Origin of the sequence: Burkholderia sp. B21-005, from assembly GCF_020843965.1 — a bacterium.
Classification (GTDB): Bacteria; Pseudomonadota; Gammaproteobacteria; order Burkholderiales; family Burkholderiaceae; genus Burkholderia; species Burkholderia ambifaria.
Window position 1 is genome coordinate 1062792 of sequence record NZ_CP086301.1, and the last position, 15642, is coordinate 1078433.

The window sequence follows — 15642 nt, forward strand, 5'->3', positions numbered from 1 at the left end:
ATCCTTTTGCACGTGACTTGGCACGTGGGGCAATCGTTAGACGGTTGATGAACGGGGTGACGATATGGGAGCCGAGCAGCGGCATGTGATCTATTTCTCGCGCGAGCCGAACGACGCGTTGCGCGGGCATTTCGACGAATGCGGATGGTGCGTCGATCTCGCGGAAAGCGCACGCGACGTGAGGCGCGTCGTGCAGCACGGCGTGGCATCCGCCGGCCTGCTCGATTTCTCGCCGGGTTTCAGGCCCGCGGATCTGCGCGAACTCGAAGCGTGTCTGAGCATCCAGCACATCGGCTGGATCGCGGCGACCCGGCGTGGGCAGTTGCAGGACGCCACGTTGCGCCATCTCATTCGTGACTATTGCTTCGACTACGTGACGATGCCGTACGAGACGTCGCGCATCGTCGAGACCGTCGGCCACGCGCACGGCATGATCGCGCTGACCGACCCGGTGGCCTCGCCTGTCGGCGCCGGGCGCGCCGAAGGCGAGATGGTCGGCACCTGCGATGCGATGCTCGGGCTTTTCAGGACGATCCGGCGCGTCGCGACCACCGATGCGCCGGTGTTCATCTCCGGGGAATCGGGTACCGGCAAGGAGCTGACGGCCGTCGCGATTCACGAGCGCTCGGCGCGCGCGCACGAGCCGTTCGTCGCGATCAACTGCGGGGCGATTCCGTCGACGCTGCTGCAAGCCGAACTGTTCGGCTATGAGCGCGGCGCGTTTACGGGCGCGAACCAGCGCAAGATCGGCCGCGTCGAGGCCGCCAACGGCGGTACGCTGTTTCTCGATGAAATCGGCGACCTGCCGCTCGAGAGCCAGGCGAGCCTCCTGCGGTTCCTTCAGGAAGGCAAGATCGAGCGGCTCGGCGCGCATGTATCGGTGCCGGTCGACGTGCGCGTGATCTGCGCGACGCATGTGGACATGGAAACGGCGCTGCGCGAAGGGCGGTTCCGCGAGGACCTGTTCCATCGTCTGTGCGTGCTGAAGATCGAGGAGCCGCCGCTGCGCGCGCGCGGCAAGGATATCGAGGTGCTCGCACGCCACATGCTCGAGCGTTTCAAGGGCGATGCGCATCGTCGCCTGCGCGGCTTCTCTCCGGACGCAATCGCCGCGCTGTACGGCTATTCGTGGCCGGGCAACGTGCGCGAGCTGATCAATCGCGTGCGCCGCGCGATCGTGATGTCGGAGGGCCGGATGATCACCGCGGCCGATCTCGAGCTCCATGAATTCGCGATACTGGCGCCCGTCTCGCTCACCGAGGCGCGGGAAGCGGCCGAGCGGCAGGCGATCGAGCAGGCGCTGCTGCGTCATCGCGGCCGTTTTGCCGATGCGGCGCGCGAACTCGGCGTGTCGCGCGTCACGCTGTACAGGCTGATGTGCGCGCATGGCATGCGCGATCGCGGCGACACGCTGGCAGGGTTTTCGGCGCCGTTGCCGGAGGTTCCGCGTCACGCTTGCTAAAATTGGCGGGTGACGGCCGCCCTCGCGGCCGAAGGAACCCGCATGAAACAGTACCTCGACCTCGTTCGCACCATCCTCGACACCGGCACCTGGCAGGAGAACCGCACGGGCATCCGCACCATCAGCATGCCCGGTGCGATGCTGCGGTTCGACCTGCAGCAGGGCTTCCCGGCCGTGACGACCAAGAAGCTGGCGTTCAAGTCCGCGATCGGCGAACTGGTCGGTTTCCTGCGCGCGTCGCGCAGCGCGGCCGAGTTCCGCGCGCTCGGCTGCAAGGTGTGGGATGCGAACGCGAACGACAATGCGCAGTGGCTCGCGAACCCGTACCGCCAGGGCGTCGATGACCTGGGCGACGTGTACGGCGTGCAATGGCGCCAGTGGCCCGGCTACAAGGTGCTCGACGCGGGCGCCGACGCGCAGATCGCCGACGCGACGCGCCGCGGTTTCCGGGTCGTCACGCGCTTCGACGAGGACGGCGCGCCGAAGGTGCTGCTGTACAAGGCGATCGATCAGTTGCGCCAGTGTCTCGATACGATCATGGAGAACCCGGCCGACCGCCGCATCCTGTTTCACGCATGGAATCCGGCCGTGCTCGACCAGATCGCGCTGCCCGCCTGCCATCTGCTGTACCAGTTCCTGCCGAACGTCACGAAGCGCGAGATTTCGCTGTGCCTGTACATCCGCAGCAACGATGTCGGCCTCGGCACGCCGTTCAACCTGACGGAAGGCGCCGCGCTGCTGGCGCTCGTCGGCCGGCTGACGGGCTACACGCCGCGCTGGTTCACGTATTTCATCGGTGACGCGCACATCTACGAGAACCAGCTCGACATGCTGCAGCAGCAGCTCACGCGCGAGCCGTACGAGAGCCCCCGGCTCGAGATCGCCGAGCGCGTGCCCGATTACGCAAAGACCGGCGTGTATGCACCCGAATGGCTCGAGCAGATCGAGCCGTCCGATTTCTCGCTCGTCGGCTACCGGCACCATGAGCCGCTGACCGCGCCGATGGCGGTCTGAGCACCGGCGTCCGCCGGCGGCGCGGGTGACGCGACCCGCGTCAGGCAGAATGACGAAGGCCCGAACGGCACCCGCCGCTCGGGCCTTTCTGTTTCATCGGGCGATGGTCACTGATGGCGGCGTTCGTCGTGGCCGCCGGGCGGCGGATTGCTCGCGTGCGGCGCCTCGACGTGCGGCGCCGGTTGCGGCCGCGCTTCCATGTGCGGTGCGGGCATCGACGGCCGCGGTTCCATGTGCGGCGCGGGCATCGACGGCCGCGGCTCCATCCGCGGGGCCTGCGGCTGCGGTCGCGGCATTTCATGCACTGCTGCGGGCGCGGGCGGGCGGTACTCGTTCACGTGCGGCGGGGCGACTTCGCGGTGCGGTACCGGTTGCGCGAATTCGGGGCGCGACTGCGGCGCCGGCGCAGCCCGCTCCGGACGCGGCTGCGCTTGCTGCGCCGGTGCCGAGAAATCGGGGCGCGGACGCGGCTGCGGAATCTGCGCGGTTGTGTCGAGTCGCGGTTGCGGCAGCGCGCGCGGCGTTTCCTGACGGCCGCCGGGTTGCGTTCCGGGCGCGCCTTCCGGATGCGGGACCGGCGCCGCACTGCGCACGGGCGGCAGCGCATTCTGGCCCGCCGCGTGGAGGGCGCTCGGCGGCGTCGGGCGCTGACGCTCCATCGGCGTGTGCGGCTGCATCCAGGCAGGGGCGGGCGCCGCGGCGGCATGCGCGTTGTCGTGCCGGGTCGGTTCGTTGCCGGCCGTCGGCGGGTGCGGGACGCCATTCCCCGGCCCTGATGCCTGATGCGCAGCCGGATTGCCCGGCGCCTGTGGCGTCGCGCCGTTGGCGAAGCGCGGCGCATTGGGGGCTTCGGCGTTCATCGGTCGCGCGCCATTCGGCACGACCGGCGTCGGCGCGCCCGGCCGTGCAGCCTGTGTGACGGCCGGCTGGCCTTCGTGCGGCGCGTGCGCTGGCTGCACGACGGGGCCGTGCGGATTCACGAGCTGCACGTTGCGCATCGCCCACGCACCGGCTTTCGGATTGCCCGGAACACGGACCGGGCGAGCCGTATAGTCGGCCGGCACGCTGGTTCTCGCGACCGGGGCGCCTGCACCCGGCACGTGAGCACCTTCCCGTGCGAGATGGACGGCCGCCTGATCGCGATACGCTGCCGGCACCGCCGGATTGCGCGTCGCGACGAACGAGTGCTGTCCGATCGCCGCCGGCGGACGGTAGCTGGCCGTGCGCAATCCGCCGTTCAAGCTCTGGCGTACCGGCGCAATGCCGGGCGTGCCAGGCATCACGTGCGCGTTGCGCCACTGCTGCGGATCGACATGCTGGGAGAAGTGCGCGACCGGCTGGCCGTGCACGAACGCGGACGCCGGCACGGCCGTGATCGCGTGCGGCGCGCGGAAGTTCACGTACGTCTTGTTGATGTTCGTGATGTTGGTGATGTTCGTCACGTTCACGGTCTTGTTCACCGTGACGTTGTTCACCACGATATTCCGGTTCACGCGTTCGTAGTAATGCGGACTCCAGCCGCCCCAGCCGGGATGCCACGCTTCGCCCGGGCCGAGTGCGAACCATGCGCAGCCGGCTGCGGCGACGCCGCCGACCGTCAATGCGACGCTCCAGTCGGGACCGCCGCCGCCGCCCACGAACGCGACCAGCGCCGGTGCATAGGCGGGCGGTTGGCTGACGGCCACCGGGCCGGGCACCCACGCCCAGCTGTCGTCCACATGGGCCCAGCGGCCGTAGTGGTACGGCGCGAAGCCCCACGGTGCATCGTCGACCCAGGTCCAGCCCCACGGCGCCTGCCAGATCCAGTGACCGTCGTGATACGGCGCCCAGTCGGCCGGCCTGTCGTTCGGCACCCAGACCGCACCGTAGTTCGGGGTCTCGCGCCACGTCCCGTTCGCGTCGAGATCCTGGTAGCCGGGAATGTCGCGCGACACGTAGCGGGCCGATACCGAGCGCTGCTCGGCCGCATCGCGGCTGGCGGCCCACTGGTCGAGCGCGTCGGGGGCCGGCGCGGCCGATTGTTGCGCGACCTGCAGGTCGGTGCCGGTGAACACGACCTGCTGCCCGGGCGACAGCGGATACTGCCCGTTGCTGCCGTACACGGTCGCGCTGCCGTTGCGCACGGTGACCGTCGTGCTCGCGCCGTTCGGCGCGACATCGACGCGATAGTCGCCGGGGCCCGTGAGGCCGAGCGCGAGATTGGGCGTATCGATTTCGTACGACCCGCCGGGTGGCAGATCGCGCACGTGCGTCGATACGGTGCCGAGCCCGACCTTCAGTTGCGTCGTGGTGTCGTCGAGGTTCAGCACCGACAGGCTCGTCGATTCGCCGAGTCGTACCGCGGTCGAGCCGATGTGCAGCTCGGAGCGCGCGCCAGCGTCGTTCCACAGCTGGTCGCCCGTCGTCAGCGGCCGGTTCACGGCGGCGTATGACCACGTATCGGTGCCGGCCGGCTCCGTCGTCACGGCGCCCGACATGTAGTTGAGCCGGGCGACGCGGCTCGGCGGATCACCGCCCGGTTGCCGGGCGGGGGCCGCGTATGGGGCGGCCTGTGTCGCTTGCGCGAATGCGGGAGGCAGAGTCGCCAGCGCGGCGAACACGAGCAGTGTGCAGCGGGCGGTTCGCTTGAGCGTGAACAGGGAGGCCATGTTGAGCGTCTTCGTCGTTATTGCGGCGCGTCGATTCGTGCCGTCCAGTTCACGATATCCGCTCGACCTGTTTCAGTGCGCGGTGTTTTGTAAGTCGAATGGCACGCGATGTAACAAAACCTGTCCATCGCGCGCCGTTGTCGTCCGGTCGCAATGCGCGTGTCAAGCGGACGTAAGCCAGTCGTCGAAAACCTGCCGTCCGGGCACGGTGACCCGCAGCACGCGCGGCCGCGCTGTGCGTTCGATCCAGCCGTGCGCGCAGAAGCTGTCGAGCAGTGCCGCGCCCAGCGCGCCGCCGAGATGCGCGCGCCGCTCGCTCCAGTCGAGGCAGCCGCATGCGAAGCGGCGCCGGCGCGTGCGCTGCTGGGCGACGTCGATGCCCCAGCGCGCGAGTGCTTGCGTGCCGAGCTCGGTGGTCTCGATCGCATCGCCGTCCGCGTGCAGCCAGCCGCGCGCGGTGAGGCCGTCGAAGATGCGGACCGCGAGCTCGCCGGCCATGTGGTCGTAGCAGGTGCGCGCGTAGCGCAGCTCGGCCGGCACCGTGCGCGCCGGCGGCGGCACCGGACGGTTCGGCGCGGCCGCCCGGGCCACGTTCGCGAGCGCTTCGAGCGACGCCGCGATGTCGGCCGACGCGAGTCGGTAGTAGCGGTGCCGGCCGCGCACGTCGAGCGCGAGCAGGCCGCCTTCGGTCAGGCGCGCGAGGTGCGCGCTCGCCGCGGACGGCGACAGCCCCGCGATCATCGTCAGTTCGCCGGCCGGCCGCGCGCTGCCGTCCATCAGCACCCATAGCATCGCGGCGCGTCCCGGATCGGCGATCAGTGCGCCGATCCGGCTCAGGCCCGGAAAGTGGTGGTCGTCTTGATCGGTCATCGTCGTGTCTCGTCAGGCGGAATGACTGCAGTGTAGGTGCTGCGCACATTCGATGTTTCGCGTTCGGATGAAATGTCGGATGCGGCAGGGCGCGTGCAGCCGTGGTCGCCGGCCGCGCACGCGTAGAATGGCCGCACGCGGCGGCAGTGGGCCGCCGGATGCGACATGATGCAACGATGAAGACGATTTTCTGCCTGTTGGCGGCCGCGCTAGTATGCGCGGCCTGTGCGCAGGGCGGCGCGGGCGCCGCCGGCGAGCGGGGCGGCAGCCTCGAGATGTACGGGACGATCGATCAGGGAATCACGGTGCGCCGCTGACGGGCGCCGATTTCCGGGGGCGATGCCGGGTCACCGCGCGGGTGGGCGTGCGGTCGCGGCCACGCGGCGGCCCCGGCCGCGCGGCGCCCCCGGCCACGGGTTGCCGCGGTGCAACGTATAATGCGCCGATAGCAGTACCCCCGCCGCCTGGAGTTACCACGATGTCCCCACAGTCCCCCGTGCCGGCCGCCCTGGACCGCACCGAAACCGTATTCCGCTTCCTCGCCGAGCCGTCGTCCGTGAACTTTGGCGGCAAGGTGCACGGCGGCGCGCTGATGAAGTGGATCGACGAGGTCGCGTATGCATGCGCGGCAGTCTGGTCGAGCCGCTATTGCGTGACGGTCAGCGTCGGCAACATCCGCTTCCAGCGTCCAATCCTCGTCGGCAACCTGGTCGAGCTGAAGGCGCGCGTCGTCGCGACGGGCCGCACCAGCATGCACATCCATGTGTCCGTGCATGCCGGCGATCCGAAGGGTGGCGTGCTGCGTCAGACGACCGACTGTCTCGTCGTGTTCGTCGCGGTCGACGAGAACGGCAACCCGGTGCCGGTGCCGCCGTTCGTGCCCGAGACCGACGAGCAGAAGGTGCTCGCGAAATATGCGGCCGACGTGCGCGCCGCGCTCGACAAGATCGTCGAGATGAAGCCCGAGGAAGTGGCGAAGGGCACCGTCTGACGGCAACGGGCGCAGCGTTCGCGCCGCGCCCGTCCGGTCATCGCGTCAGACCCGCGATTACCGCGATCCGATCATCTCTTCGGGTCGCACCCACGCATCGAATTCCGCTTCGGTCAGGTAGCCGAGCGCGAGCGCGGCAGCCTTCAGCGTCGTGCCTTCCTTGTGCGCCTTCTTCGCGATCTGCGCGGCCTTGTCGTAGCCGATGTGCGGATTGAGCGCCGTCACGAGCATCAGCGATTCGTTCAGCAGCAGGTCGATGCGCGCGCGGTTCGGCTCGATGCCCGCCGCGCAGTGGTCGTTGAAGCTTTGCGCGCCGTCGGCGAGCAGCCGCACCGACTGCAGCACGTTGTGCGCGATCATCGGCCGGAACACGTTCAGCTCGAAGTTGCCGCTCGCGCCGCCGACGTTCACGGCGACGTCATTGCCGAACACCTGGCAGCACAGCATCGTCACGGCTTCCGACTGCGTCGGATTCACCTTGCCCGGCATGATCGAGCTGCCCGGCTCGTTTTCCGGAATCGACAGTTCGCCGAGGCCGCAGCGCGGCCCGCTCGCGAGCCAGCGGACGTCGTTGGCAATCTTCATCAGGCCGGCCGCGACCGTCTTCAGCGCGCCGTGCGCGAACACCAAGGCGTCGGCGGCGGCCATCACCTCGAACTTGCTCGGCGCGGTCACGAACGGCAGCTTCGTCAGCCGGCCGATCTCGTCGGCGACGCGCACCGCGAACTCCGGATGCGCGTTCAGCCCGGTGCCGACCGCGGTGCCGCCGAGCGCGAGCTCGTACAGATGCGGCAGCGCCGACTCGACGTGCCGGACGCCCTGGTCGAGTTGCGCGACATAGCCGGAAAATTCCTGCCCGAGCGTGAGCGGCGTCGCGTCCTGCAGGTGCGTGCGGCCGATCTTCACGATGTCGGCGAAGGCCTTCGACTTCGCGTCGAGCGTCGTGCGCAGCGTGCGCAGCGCGGGCAGCAGGTGGTTGACGATCGCATATGCGGCCGCGATGTGCATCGCGGTGGGGAACACGTCGTTCGACGACTGGCCGCGGTTCACGTCGTCGTTCGGGTGGACCTTGCGCGCTTCGCCGCGCTCGCCGCCGAGCAGCTCGCTCGCCCGGTTCGCGATCACCTCGTTGAGGTTCATGTTGGTCTGCGTGCCGGAGCCGGTCTGCCACACGGCGAGCGGGAATTCACGCGGATGCTTGCCCGCGATGATCTCGTCGGCCGCGTCGATGATCGCGCGCGCCTTGTCGTCGGCCAGCACGCCGAGCGACTGGTTCACGGCGGCCGCGGCGCGCTTGACGATCGCGAGCGCGTGGATCAGCTCGGGCGACTGCTTCTCCGTCGAGATCCGGAAATTCTGCAGCGAGCGCTCGGTCTGCGCGCCCCAGAGCCGGTCGGCCGGCACGGCGATCTCGCCGAATGTGTCGCGTTCCATCCGAACTGCTTCGTTCATGATGCACTCCTCCTGGGAAGGGGAAAGGCCGCGCGTCGCGCGGCGTCGGGCGTATCGTGAGGCAGGCGCGCCGCTGGCGCGGCGTCTTGGGTCTTCAGCCGACAAGCATAGCGCCGGCCGCGAATTTGCGTCGTGTCGTGCCGTGTCGCGCTCAGCGCGCCGACGCGATGAGCGACGCGGTCTTCATGTGAAACCGGCAGGCCATCAGCACGGCGACACTGGCGAGGCCGGCCGCGAGCCCCCACCACAGGCCGCGTGCGCCGAGGCCCGCATGGAACGCCAGCCAGTAACCGGTCGGGAAGCCGATGCCCCAGTAGCCGAGGGTTGCCGCGAGCATCGGGATCCGCGTATCCCGCAGCCCGCGCAGCGCGCCCGACGCGACGGTCTGCATCCCGTCCACGATCTGGAACACCGCAGCGATGCCGAGCAGCGACGCGGCAAGCGACACGGTCGCCGCGTTGGCCGGGTCGTCGAGGTGCAGGTACAGGCCGACGATCGCATGCGGCGCGACGATCAGCACGAGCCCCGACAGCGACATGAATGCGACGCCGAGGCCAAGCGCGACGAAGCCCGCGTGCCGTGCGGCGACCGGCTCGCCGGCACCGACCCAGTAACCGACCCGTACGTTCGCGGCCTGGCCGATCGCGAGCGGCACCATGAACGCCAGCGATGCGACATTCAGCGCGATCTGGTGCGCGGCGAGCGACGTCGCGCCGAGCACGCCGACGGTCAGGCCCGTGGCGAGAAACAGCGTCGATTCGACCCCGTACGTGATCGCCACCGGCCAGCCGATGCCGATCAGCTCGCCCATCACGGGCAGTTTCGGGCGGGCGGCGGTCACGAAATGGCGGAACCGCTCGCGGCCGTGCAGCAGCCAGATCAGCGCGAGCGCGGTCAGCCAGATCGTGATGGTCGTCGCGACCGCGGAGCCGAGGAAGCCGAGCTTCGGCAAGCCGAATGCGCCGTGGATCAGCCCGTAATTCAGCACGGCGTTGACCCCGACGCCGCCGATCGAGACCCACAGCAGCCGCCGCGCGGCGCCGATCGCGGGGAGAAAGGCGCGCATCAGCCCGACGCCGATCAGGCTGCCGAGCGCCGCGAACCGCAGGATGCCGGTGTATTCGCCGACGTGATGCGCGAGCGTCGGCGGCTCGTGGAACATCAGCAGGATCGGTTCGGACAGCGACAGCGCGACGATCGCCGGAATCGCGAGCAGCAACGACAGCACGAAGCCGGTCCAGTAGATGTGCGGCACGCGGTGTTCCGCCTGCGCGCCGCGCGCATGCGCGACGCTCACGCTGACCGACGACAGCACGCCCTGCAGCACGGTCACGATGACGAAGAAGTAGTTCGCGCCGAGGCCGCCCGCCGCGAGCGAATCGGGGCCGAGCGAGCCGAGCAGCACCGTGTCGGTGACGCTCATCGCCATCTGCGAGAGCTGCGCGATCGCGAGCGGCGCGGCGAGGCGCGCGGTATCGGCGGCATGACTGGACAGGGACGGCGGCGCGGCGGCCGTCCGCGTAAGACCGGAATGCGACATGGAATGGGCGCTCGCGCGGGTGCGGGCCCGCGCTGTCTGTATTTATTTTGAGAGACGGCTAGCTTACGGCTTTATTCGAACGGTGTCGAACGCGCGCGCCGATGGCCATGTCACGGTCAGGGGAACCGCTATGCGTCGTGAACCGCGATCCGTGTATCGCCGAACAGCACCACCTGGCCCGCGCGGATCTTGCAGGTCTTGCGCAGCTCGACCACGCCGTCGACTTTCACCGCGCCGGACGCGACGAACATCTTCGCGGTGCCGCCGCTGTCCGCGAGACCGGTGATCTTGAGAAGGTTGTGCAGTTCGACGTATTCGCCGGTCAGCGTGAAATCCAGATTGGGCATGACGAAGGAAGCGCGCGATGCGCGGGAGGAATCGCCCCGCATCATACGGCACCGCGGCCCGGCGCGCGAGCGCGGGCGTTCGCGCAGGTTCGCACGGGGTTCGCGTGCAGTTGTTAAGGACTGTGAGCGATTCGTCAGCAAATGAAACGGTGGGTAACAGTCTGAGAGATTCGAGAACCGGGCGTGCGGCTCGCGGGTCTTTTGTCGTACCTGCTGCGTGTTGCGGCAGGGGACGCGACGGAGCGTATCGATGTGCTCCGCGCCCACAACTCTTGAGGAGGATGGACATGTCCAAGATTCGTACGATGCTGATCGGTGCCGCGCTGACGGCGTTCGCAACTTCGGCCGCATTTGCGCAGACGGGCGTCGCGGCACAGGGTGCCGCAGGCGCCAGCGTGCAGACGCAGGCCCCGGCAGCAGGGGCAGGCGCCGGCGCGGGTATGCAGGGTGGCGCCGGCATGAATGCGTCGGGTAATGCGGTCGGTGGCGCGACGGATGCGGTCGGTGCGGCAGCCGACGGCGCGCAGGATACGGCGTCGTCGTCGGTCCATTCGGCCAAGAAGCACGCGAAGCATGCGACGAAGTCGGCCAAGCACCAGGCCCGCTCGACGAAGTCGAAAGTAGGCGACGAGGCGGTCGAAGGCGGTGCGTCGATGGGTGTGCAGGGCGGTGCATCGGCGTCGGGCGCCACGCAGTAAGCGGCGCCCGACCGTCGCACGATGCTCGCCCCGGACGGCGCGTCGTGACGGCGATCGAACGGCGGCCCGGTTCGCTTCGCGCGAACCGGGCCGTTCTTCATTCGTGGGGGCGGCCCGTCATGGCCGGCGCTGTTCCTGCCCCGGTCCGTGCGCCGGTCGCGTGGCGGACGGCGCGAACACGCTGCGCAGCCACGCGGCAAGCCGCGCGAATACGTCGTACGGTTCCTCGATGAAGATCTCGGGCTTCAGGAGCCGCAGGTATTCCATGATCTGCTGCGCTTCCTGTTTCTGGAACGAACCGTGCGCGAGCCCGAGCCGCAGCAGGCCGCGCAATTCGCCCAGCTTGTCGCGCGCGGCGCTGCCGACACTCATCTCGCACGCGAGCTTGGCCTCGTAGATGCGTTGGCGCAGCGATTCCGCGAGCCGCCACGCGGGCGTCTGCATCATTTCCTCGAGCGCCTGGATATCGTGCACCGCGCTCTTGATCTGCGCGGCGAGCGGATCGACCAGCGACGCGTCGCCCTGCGCTTCGGCGACGATCGCCTTGGCCCAGTCGCGGCACGCCTTCGCGAGCTCGTCGGGCGTCCATTCGGCGCGCGACGCGAAGCCGAAGCCGAATTCGCCGGCCTGCCGCATCAGGATCGCGACGACGTCCGGGAATTCCTTGTCGAGCGTGCGCTTCGCCCACGCGTACTGGCCGCCTTCGAGCATCCGCTGCACGGCATGCTCGGTCAGCGGCACCATGTTGTCGAGCAGCTTGGCGCGCAGGAAATCCTCGAACGACGGCGTCGCGAACTGCGGGTCGAGTTTCAGCGATACGCGTACGAACGCGTCGTAGTCCTTGCGCAAGGACGCAAGCGTGTCGTCCTTGAGGGAAAGGGTGATCTGGCCCATGAATCGTCTCGATGGCGGCCCGCGCGTGCCGGCGCCCGGCGCCGTGCACCGGTACGGGCGCAGCGTCGACGGACCGTTCGCGCCGAGGCTGTGGCGGGTCTTCATTCCCTATATCGGCACGCCGGACGGAAACTTGAGCGCGGCCGGCGACGTCCGCTCAGGCCGGCAGCCAGTGCGGCATCACGATCCCTTGCCAGAAGAAGAACACCGCGAGCCCGACCGCGATCGTCACGAGCGGCCGGCGCGTCGTCGCCGACACAAGCACCGCGGCGAGCGCGCCTGCGAGCTGCGGATTGCGCCAGGTCAGCTCCGCCGTGCCGCCGTGCGGAGAGACGGTCATCGGCACGATGATCGCGGTCAGCACGGTGACGGGCACGAAGCCGAGCGCGGTCCGCACGAGCGGCGGGAAGGTCAGCCGCTCGCCGAACAGGAACAGCGTCGTCCGGATCGCATAGGTGATCGCGGCCATTCCGAGGATCAGCAGCGCGTAGCTCACGATGCGGCCTCCGTGCGTGAACCGGTGCGCGAGCGCTCGTGCCTCACCGTGAGCGCGACACCGACGACGACGCCGGCGGCGACCGCGCCCAGTAACCCGAGCTTGTACGGCCAGCCCTGCCAGAAGTAGGCGAGCGTGCCGGCCGTCGCGGCGGCCGCGAAATAGCGCAGCTTGCCGAGCTGGGGGACGACGATCGCGATGAAGGTCGCCGCCATCGCGAAATCGAGGCCGAGCGACTGGAGGCCCGGGAAGGCCGCGCCGAAGCCGATGCCCGCGAGCGTCCAGACCTGCCAGTTCAGGTACATCGCGAGGCCCGAACCGAAGAAGTAGTGGGGGCCGATCGCACCGGGCGGGAAGTGCCGGTAGTGTGCGTAGGCGACCGCGAACACCTCGTCGGTCAGCAGCGCGCCGAGCGTCGCGCGCCAGCGCAGCGGCAGGTGCGCGACGTACGGCGCGAGCGTCGCGCTGTACAGCAGGTGACGCAGGTTCACGATCAACGTCGTCGCGAGCACGACGACGAAGCTCGCGCTGCCGGCGATCAGGCCGAGCGCGATGAACTGCGCGGAGCCCGCGAACACCGCGAGCGACATCAGCGCGCCGTGCCATGCGGCCAGCGGCCCGCCGCCGACGAGCGTGCCGAAGATCACGCCGAACGGCGCCGCGCCGATCATCATCGGGATCGTGTCGCGCGCGCCGTCGAGCCATTCGTTGAACGGACGGCGAGGCGGGGGCGACGGCGTGGATGGGGGATTCAAGGGACGCTTCTCCATGACACCGAGGATAGCGGGCCGATGCGGTGACGGCTTGTATGTTCTTGCGCCCGCGGGTGCTGGCGGCGCAATCCGCGTGCCGGTTGCCGCGGGTGGTCGATGCAGGGCGGGGCGGGCGCGTCAGCGCGCCTGCCAGCGGCCGGGCGGTACGCCGAACATCCGTTTGAAATGTCGCGTGAAGTGACTCTGGTCGACGAAGCCGCTGGCCGCGGCGACATCGGCAATCGACACGCCCGCGCGCAACGGCGCGAGCGCACGCTGCAGCCGCAACTGGTTGCGCCACGCATGCGGCGGCATCCCGGTCGTGCGGGTGAACAGCCGTGCTGCGTGAAACGGCGACAGGCCGGCGGCCTGCGCGACGTCGTCGAGCGTGACCGGGCACGTGAGATCGGCGGCGAGCCGTTCGCGCATCACCTCGACGCGCGGCTCGTCGGCTGCGAGCACCGCGGGCTGCAGCCGCGCGTCGGCATGGCGCGCGATCAATGTCGACAGCGCATCGAGCATTGCCGTTTCGGCGGCGAGCGGATCGTAAATGCGCGGCGCACCGGCTGTCGGCGCGCCGGCCGTCAGAACGTCATCGGCCGGCTGGTCGCTCGGGTGGGCGGCGGACGGTATGCGTTTGCTCCCAGCCTCCATCATCCGGTGGGCCAGCGCGAGCCGCGCCGCGAGATCGGGGTCGCGAATCACGTCGGACGGGAACCACGGCGCATCCTGCGGCCGACCGGCGATCGTGCTGGCGAGTGCGCGAATGTAGTCGACCGGCACGTAGCTCACGCGATAGCACCAGCCTTCGTCGGTCGCGCGCGAGCCCGTGTGCACTTCTCCGGGATTGATCACGGGCACGGTGCCGGTTTCGGCGACATGGCCGCTGCCGCGACAGGTGTAGCGCTCCGCACCCTCGAGGATCACGGGAATCGTGTATGCGTCGTGCCAGTGCGGCGCGAACGCGTGGTTGCGATAGGTGGCCGTGAGCAGATCCGCATCCGGCAGCAGCGGCGTGCGCCAGTAGCGTGCGGCGTCGGGAAGGCGGGTGGCGGACATGGTCGGGCGCGGAGCGGTCGAATGGGTAGTGTAGCGCTCGCACACCCGACAGGCGCGGGCTTACTTGACCGGAATCGTCGTGCCCGCTGGCATCGGCACTGCAGTCACGGCGTTCTTGGGGCTGCCGCTGACGATGCGATCGCTGTAGGTCAGGTAGACGAGCGTGTTGCGCTTCTTGTCGACGACTCGCACGACATGCAGCGTCTTGAAGATGAACGACATCCGCTCGCTGAACACGTCGGTCTGCTGCTTGAGCGGCTCCTTGAAGCTGAGCGGGCCGACTTGCCGGCACGCGATCGATGCTTCGCTCGGATCCTCCGCGACGCCGAGCGTGCCCTTGATCCCGCCGGTGCGCGCCCGCGACACGTAGCAGGTGACGCCCGCCACGAGCGGATCGTCGTACGCTTCGACGACCACGCGGTCGGAGCCCGTCACGCGGAAATGGGTGTTGACGCTGCCGACTTCCTCCGCGTGCGCGAGCGGCGCGGCGGCAAAGGCGGAGAGCAGCAGGGCGAACGGCAAGGCGGAAAGGAGGCGGTGCTTCATCGACGGAACCGGATGCGATTGCGGGACAAAGACTCTAGCATGCGCGGCGGTGACCGACGGGCGCCGGAAAAACAAAAGGCCCGTCGAATGACGGGCCTTTCGCTGTCTGGCTCCCCGACCTGGGCTCGAACCAGGGACCTACGGATTAACAGTCCGGCGCTCTACCGACTGAGCTATCGGGGAATAAATCGGTACATCTGCTTGGTTTGTTTCCAACAAAAAACCCGCGCACATTCAACGGGCCTTTGCTTTTTTGGCTCCCCGACCTGGGCTCGAACCAGGGACCTACGGATTAACAGTCCGGCGCTCTACCGACTGAGCTATCGGGGAACAAACAACAACAGCAGAGAAACGAGATTGTATGGAGCGGTGGCTAACCTGTCAATACCTTTGAGCGGCGGTGCGCAAAAAATATTGCGCGGCGCCGCTGCGCGATCAGCGCTCGAGCAGGTGCAGCTTTTCCTGCACGTCCTTCCACTCGTCCGCGTCGGCCGGTGCCGGCTTGGTCTTCGTGATCGACGGCCAGTTCTTCGCCAGTTCGGCGTTCAGCTCGGTGAACTGCTGCTGGTCGCCCGGAACGTCTTCTTCGGCATAGATCGCATTGGTCGGGCACTCGGCGACGCACACGGCGCAGTCGATGCACTCGTCCGGATCGATGGCGAGAAAGTTGGGACCTTCACGGAAGCAATCCACCGGGCACACATCCACGCAGTCCGTGTATTTGCACTTGATGCAGCCTTCGGTCACAACGTGAGTCATTAAAACGCTCCTGCTTGGCGGTATATATGGGGTGGCGTTTGCGCCAAAAGCGGCATTGTAACTGAAGCGCAAAACCCGCATGGCGTGGTCGGCTTTCCGGCTTATATCGTTTCG

Annotated in this window: 16 protein-coding genes and 2 tRNA genes; 5 read left to right on the forward strand and 13 right to left on the reverse strand. The window is 68.7% G+C overall.

The features are described from left to right. Nucleotides 1–64 precede the first annotated feature (64 nt). Together LMA02_RS04980 and LMA02_RS04985 are read left to right on the forward strand one after the other, a co-directional pair. Nucleotides 65–1462 (forward strand): sigma-54 dependent transcriptional regulator, encoded by a 1398-nt coding sequence (locus tag LMA02_RS04980; RefSeq protein ID WP_228907141.1) that lies wholly within the window; start codon nt 65–67, stop codon nt 1460–1462. A 42-nt stretch (nt 1463–1504) separates the two neighbouring features. After that, nucleotides 1505–2476 (forward strand): thymidylate synthase, encoded by a 972-nt coding sequence (locus LMA02_RS04985; RefSeq protein WP_006753187.1) that lies wholly within the window; start codon nt 1505–1507, stop codon nt 2474–2476. Between the two features lie 107 nt (nt 2477–2583). Here LMA02_RS04985 and LMA02_RS04990 read toward each other — a convergent pair whose 3' ends face one another. Beyond that, nucleotides 2584–5124 carry a DUF6600 domain-containing protein gene (locus LMA02_RS04990; RefSeq protein ID WP_228907142.1) on the reverse strand — a complete coding sequence of 847 codons (2541 nt, stop codon included), beginning with the start codon at nt 5122–5124 and terminating at the stop codon, nt 2584–2586. Nucleotides 5125–5286: 162 nt separating this feature from the next. Beyond that, nucleotides 5287–5994: an ArsR/SmtB family transcription factor gene (locus tag LMA02_RS04995; RefSeq protein WP_228907143.1), complete on the reverse strand. Its 708-nt coding sequence runs from the start codon at nt 5992–5994 to the stop codon at nt 5287–5289. Between the two features lie 176 nt (nt 5995–6170). Here LMA02_RS04995 and LMA02_RS05000 point away from each other — a divergent pair, with 176 nt between their 5' ends. Both LMA02_RS05000 and LMA02_RS05005 read left to right on the forward strand, forming a co-directional pair. Continuing rightward, nucleotides 6171–6311 (forward strand): hypothetical protein, encoded by a 141-nt coding sequence (locus tag LMA02_RS05000; protein ID WP_006753078.1) that lies wholly within the window; start codon nt 6171–6173, stop codon nt 6309–6311. Between the two features lie 161 nt (nt 6312–6472). Then, nucleotides 6473–6985: an acyl-CoA thioesterase gene (locus tag LMA02_RS05005; protein ID WP_006753077.1), complete on the forward strand. Its 513-nt coding sequence runs from the start codon at nt 6473–6475 to the stop codon at nt 6983–6985. A gap of 57 nt (nt 6986–7042) precedes the next feature. Here LMA02_RS05005 and fumC read toward each other — a convergent pair whose 3' ends face one another. The 3 genes from fumC to LMA02_RS05020 all read right to left on the reverse strand — a co-directional run bounded on the left by fumC (nt 7043) and on the right by LMA02_RS05020 (nt 10324). Further along, a complete protein-coding gene (gene fumC, locus LMA02_RS05010) occupies nt 7043–8437 on the reverse strand; it encodes a class II fumarate hydratase (RefSeq protein ID WP_175701829.1) in 1395 nt (464 codons plus the stop codon). Between the two features lie 151 nt (nt 8438–8588). Continuing rightward, a complete protein-coding gene (gene norM, locus LMA02_RS05015) occupies nt 8589–9977 on the reverse strand; it encodes a multidrug efflux MATE transporter NorM (RefSeq protein WP_228907144.1) in 1389 nt (462 codons plus the stop codon). Nucleotides 9978–10105: 128 nt separating this feature from the next. Next, entirely contained in the window at nt 10106–10324 is a 219-nt protein-coding gene (locus tag LMA02_RS05020; protein WP_006753074.1) for an RNA-binding S4 domain-containing protein, read from the reverse strand. Between the two features lie 287 nt (nt 10325–10611). Between LMA02_RS05020 and LMA02_RS05025 the strand changes: the two genes are divergently transcribed. Beyond that, entirely contained in the window at nt 10612–11022 is a 411-nt protein-coding gene (locus tag LMA02_RS05025; RefSeq protein ID WP_228907145.1) for a hypothetical protein, read from the forward strand. Nucleotides 11023–11139: 117 nt separating this feature from the next. Here LMA02_RS05025 and LMA02_RS05030 read toward each other — a convergent pair whose 3' ends face one another. The 8 genes from LMA02_RS05030 to fdxA form a co-directional block, all read right to left on the reverse strand. Then, entirely contained in the window at nt 11140–11916 is a 777-nt protein-coding gene (locus LMA02_RS05030) for a DUF4088 family protein (RefSeq protein WP_228907609.1), read from the reverse strand. Nucleotides 11917–12073: 157 nt separating this feature from the next. After that, a complete protein-coding gene (locus LMA02_RS05035; protein WP_126227382.1) occupies nt 12074–12412 on the reverse strand; it encodes an AzlD domain-containing protein in 339 nt (112 codons plus the stop codon). Beyond that, on the reverse strand, nt 12409–13182 hold the full coding sequence (locus LMA02_RS05040) for an AzlC family ABC transporter permease (RefSeq protein WP_228907146.1): 774 nt from the start codon (nt 13180–13182) through the stop codon (nt 12409–12411). The genes LMA02_RS05035 and LMA02_RS05040 overlap by 4 nt, the downstream gene beginning before the upstream one ends. 120 nt (nt 13183–13302) lie before the next feature. After that, on the reverse strand, nt 13303–14223 hold the full coding sequence (locus LMA02_RS05045; RefSeq protein WP_228907147.1) for an AraC family transcriptional regulator: 921 nt from the start codon (nt 14221–14223) through the stop codon (nt 13303–13305). Between the two features lie 60 nt (nt 14224–14283). After that, on the reverse strand, nt 14284–14769 hold the full coding sequence (locus tag LMA02_RS05050; protein ID WP_006753068.1) for a CreA family protein: 486 nt from the start codon (nt 14767–14769) through the stop codon (nt 14284–14286). 107 nt (nt 14770–14876) lie between these two features. After that, a tRNA-Asn gene (locus LMA02_RS05055) sits at nt 14877–14952 on the reverse strand. A 71-nt stretch (nt 14953–15023) separates the two neighbouring features. Continuing rightward, a tRNA-Asn gene (locus LMA02_RS05060) sits at nt 15024–15099 on the reverse strand. A 105-nt stretch (nt 15100–15204) separates the two neighbouring features. After that, nucleotides 15205–15528 (reverse strand): ferredoxin FdxA, encoded by a 324-nt coding sequence (gene fdxA / locus LMA02_RS05065; RefSeq protein ID WP_006753067.1) that lies wholly within the window; start codon nt 15526–15528, stop codon nt 15205–15207. Between the last annotated feature and the right edge of the window lie 114 nt (nt 15529–15642).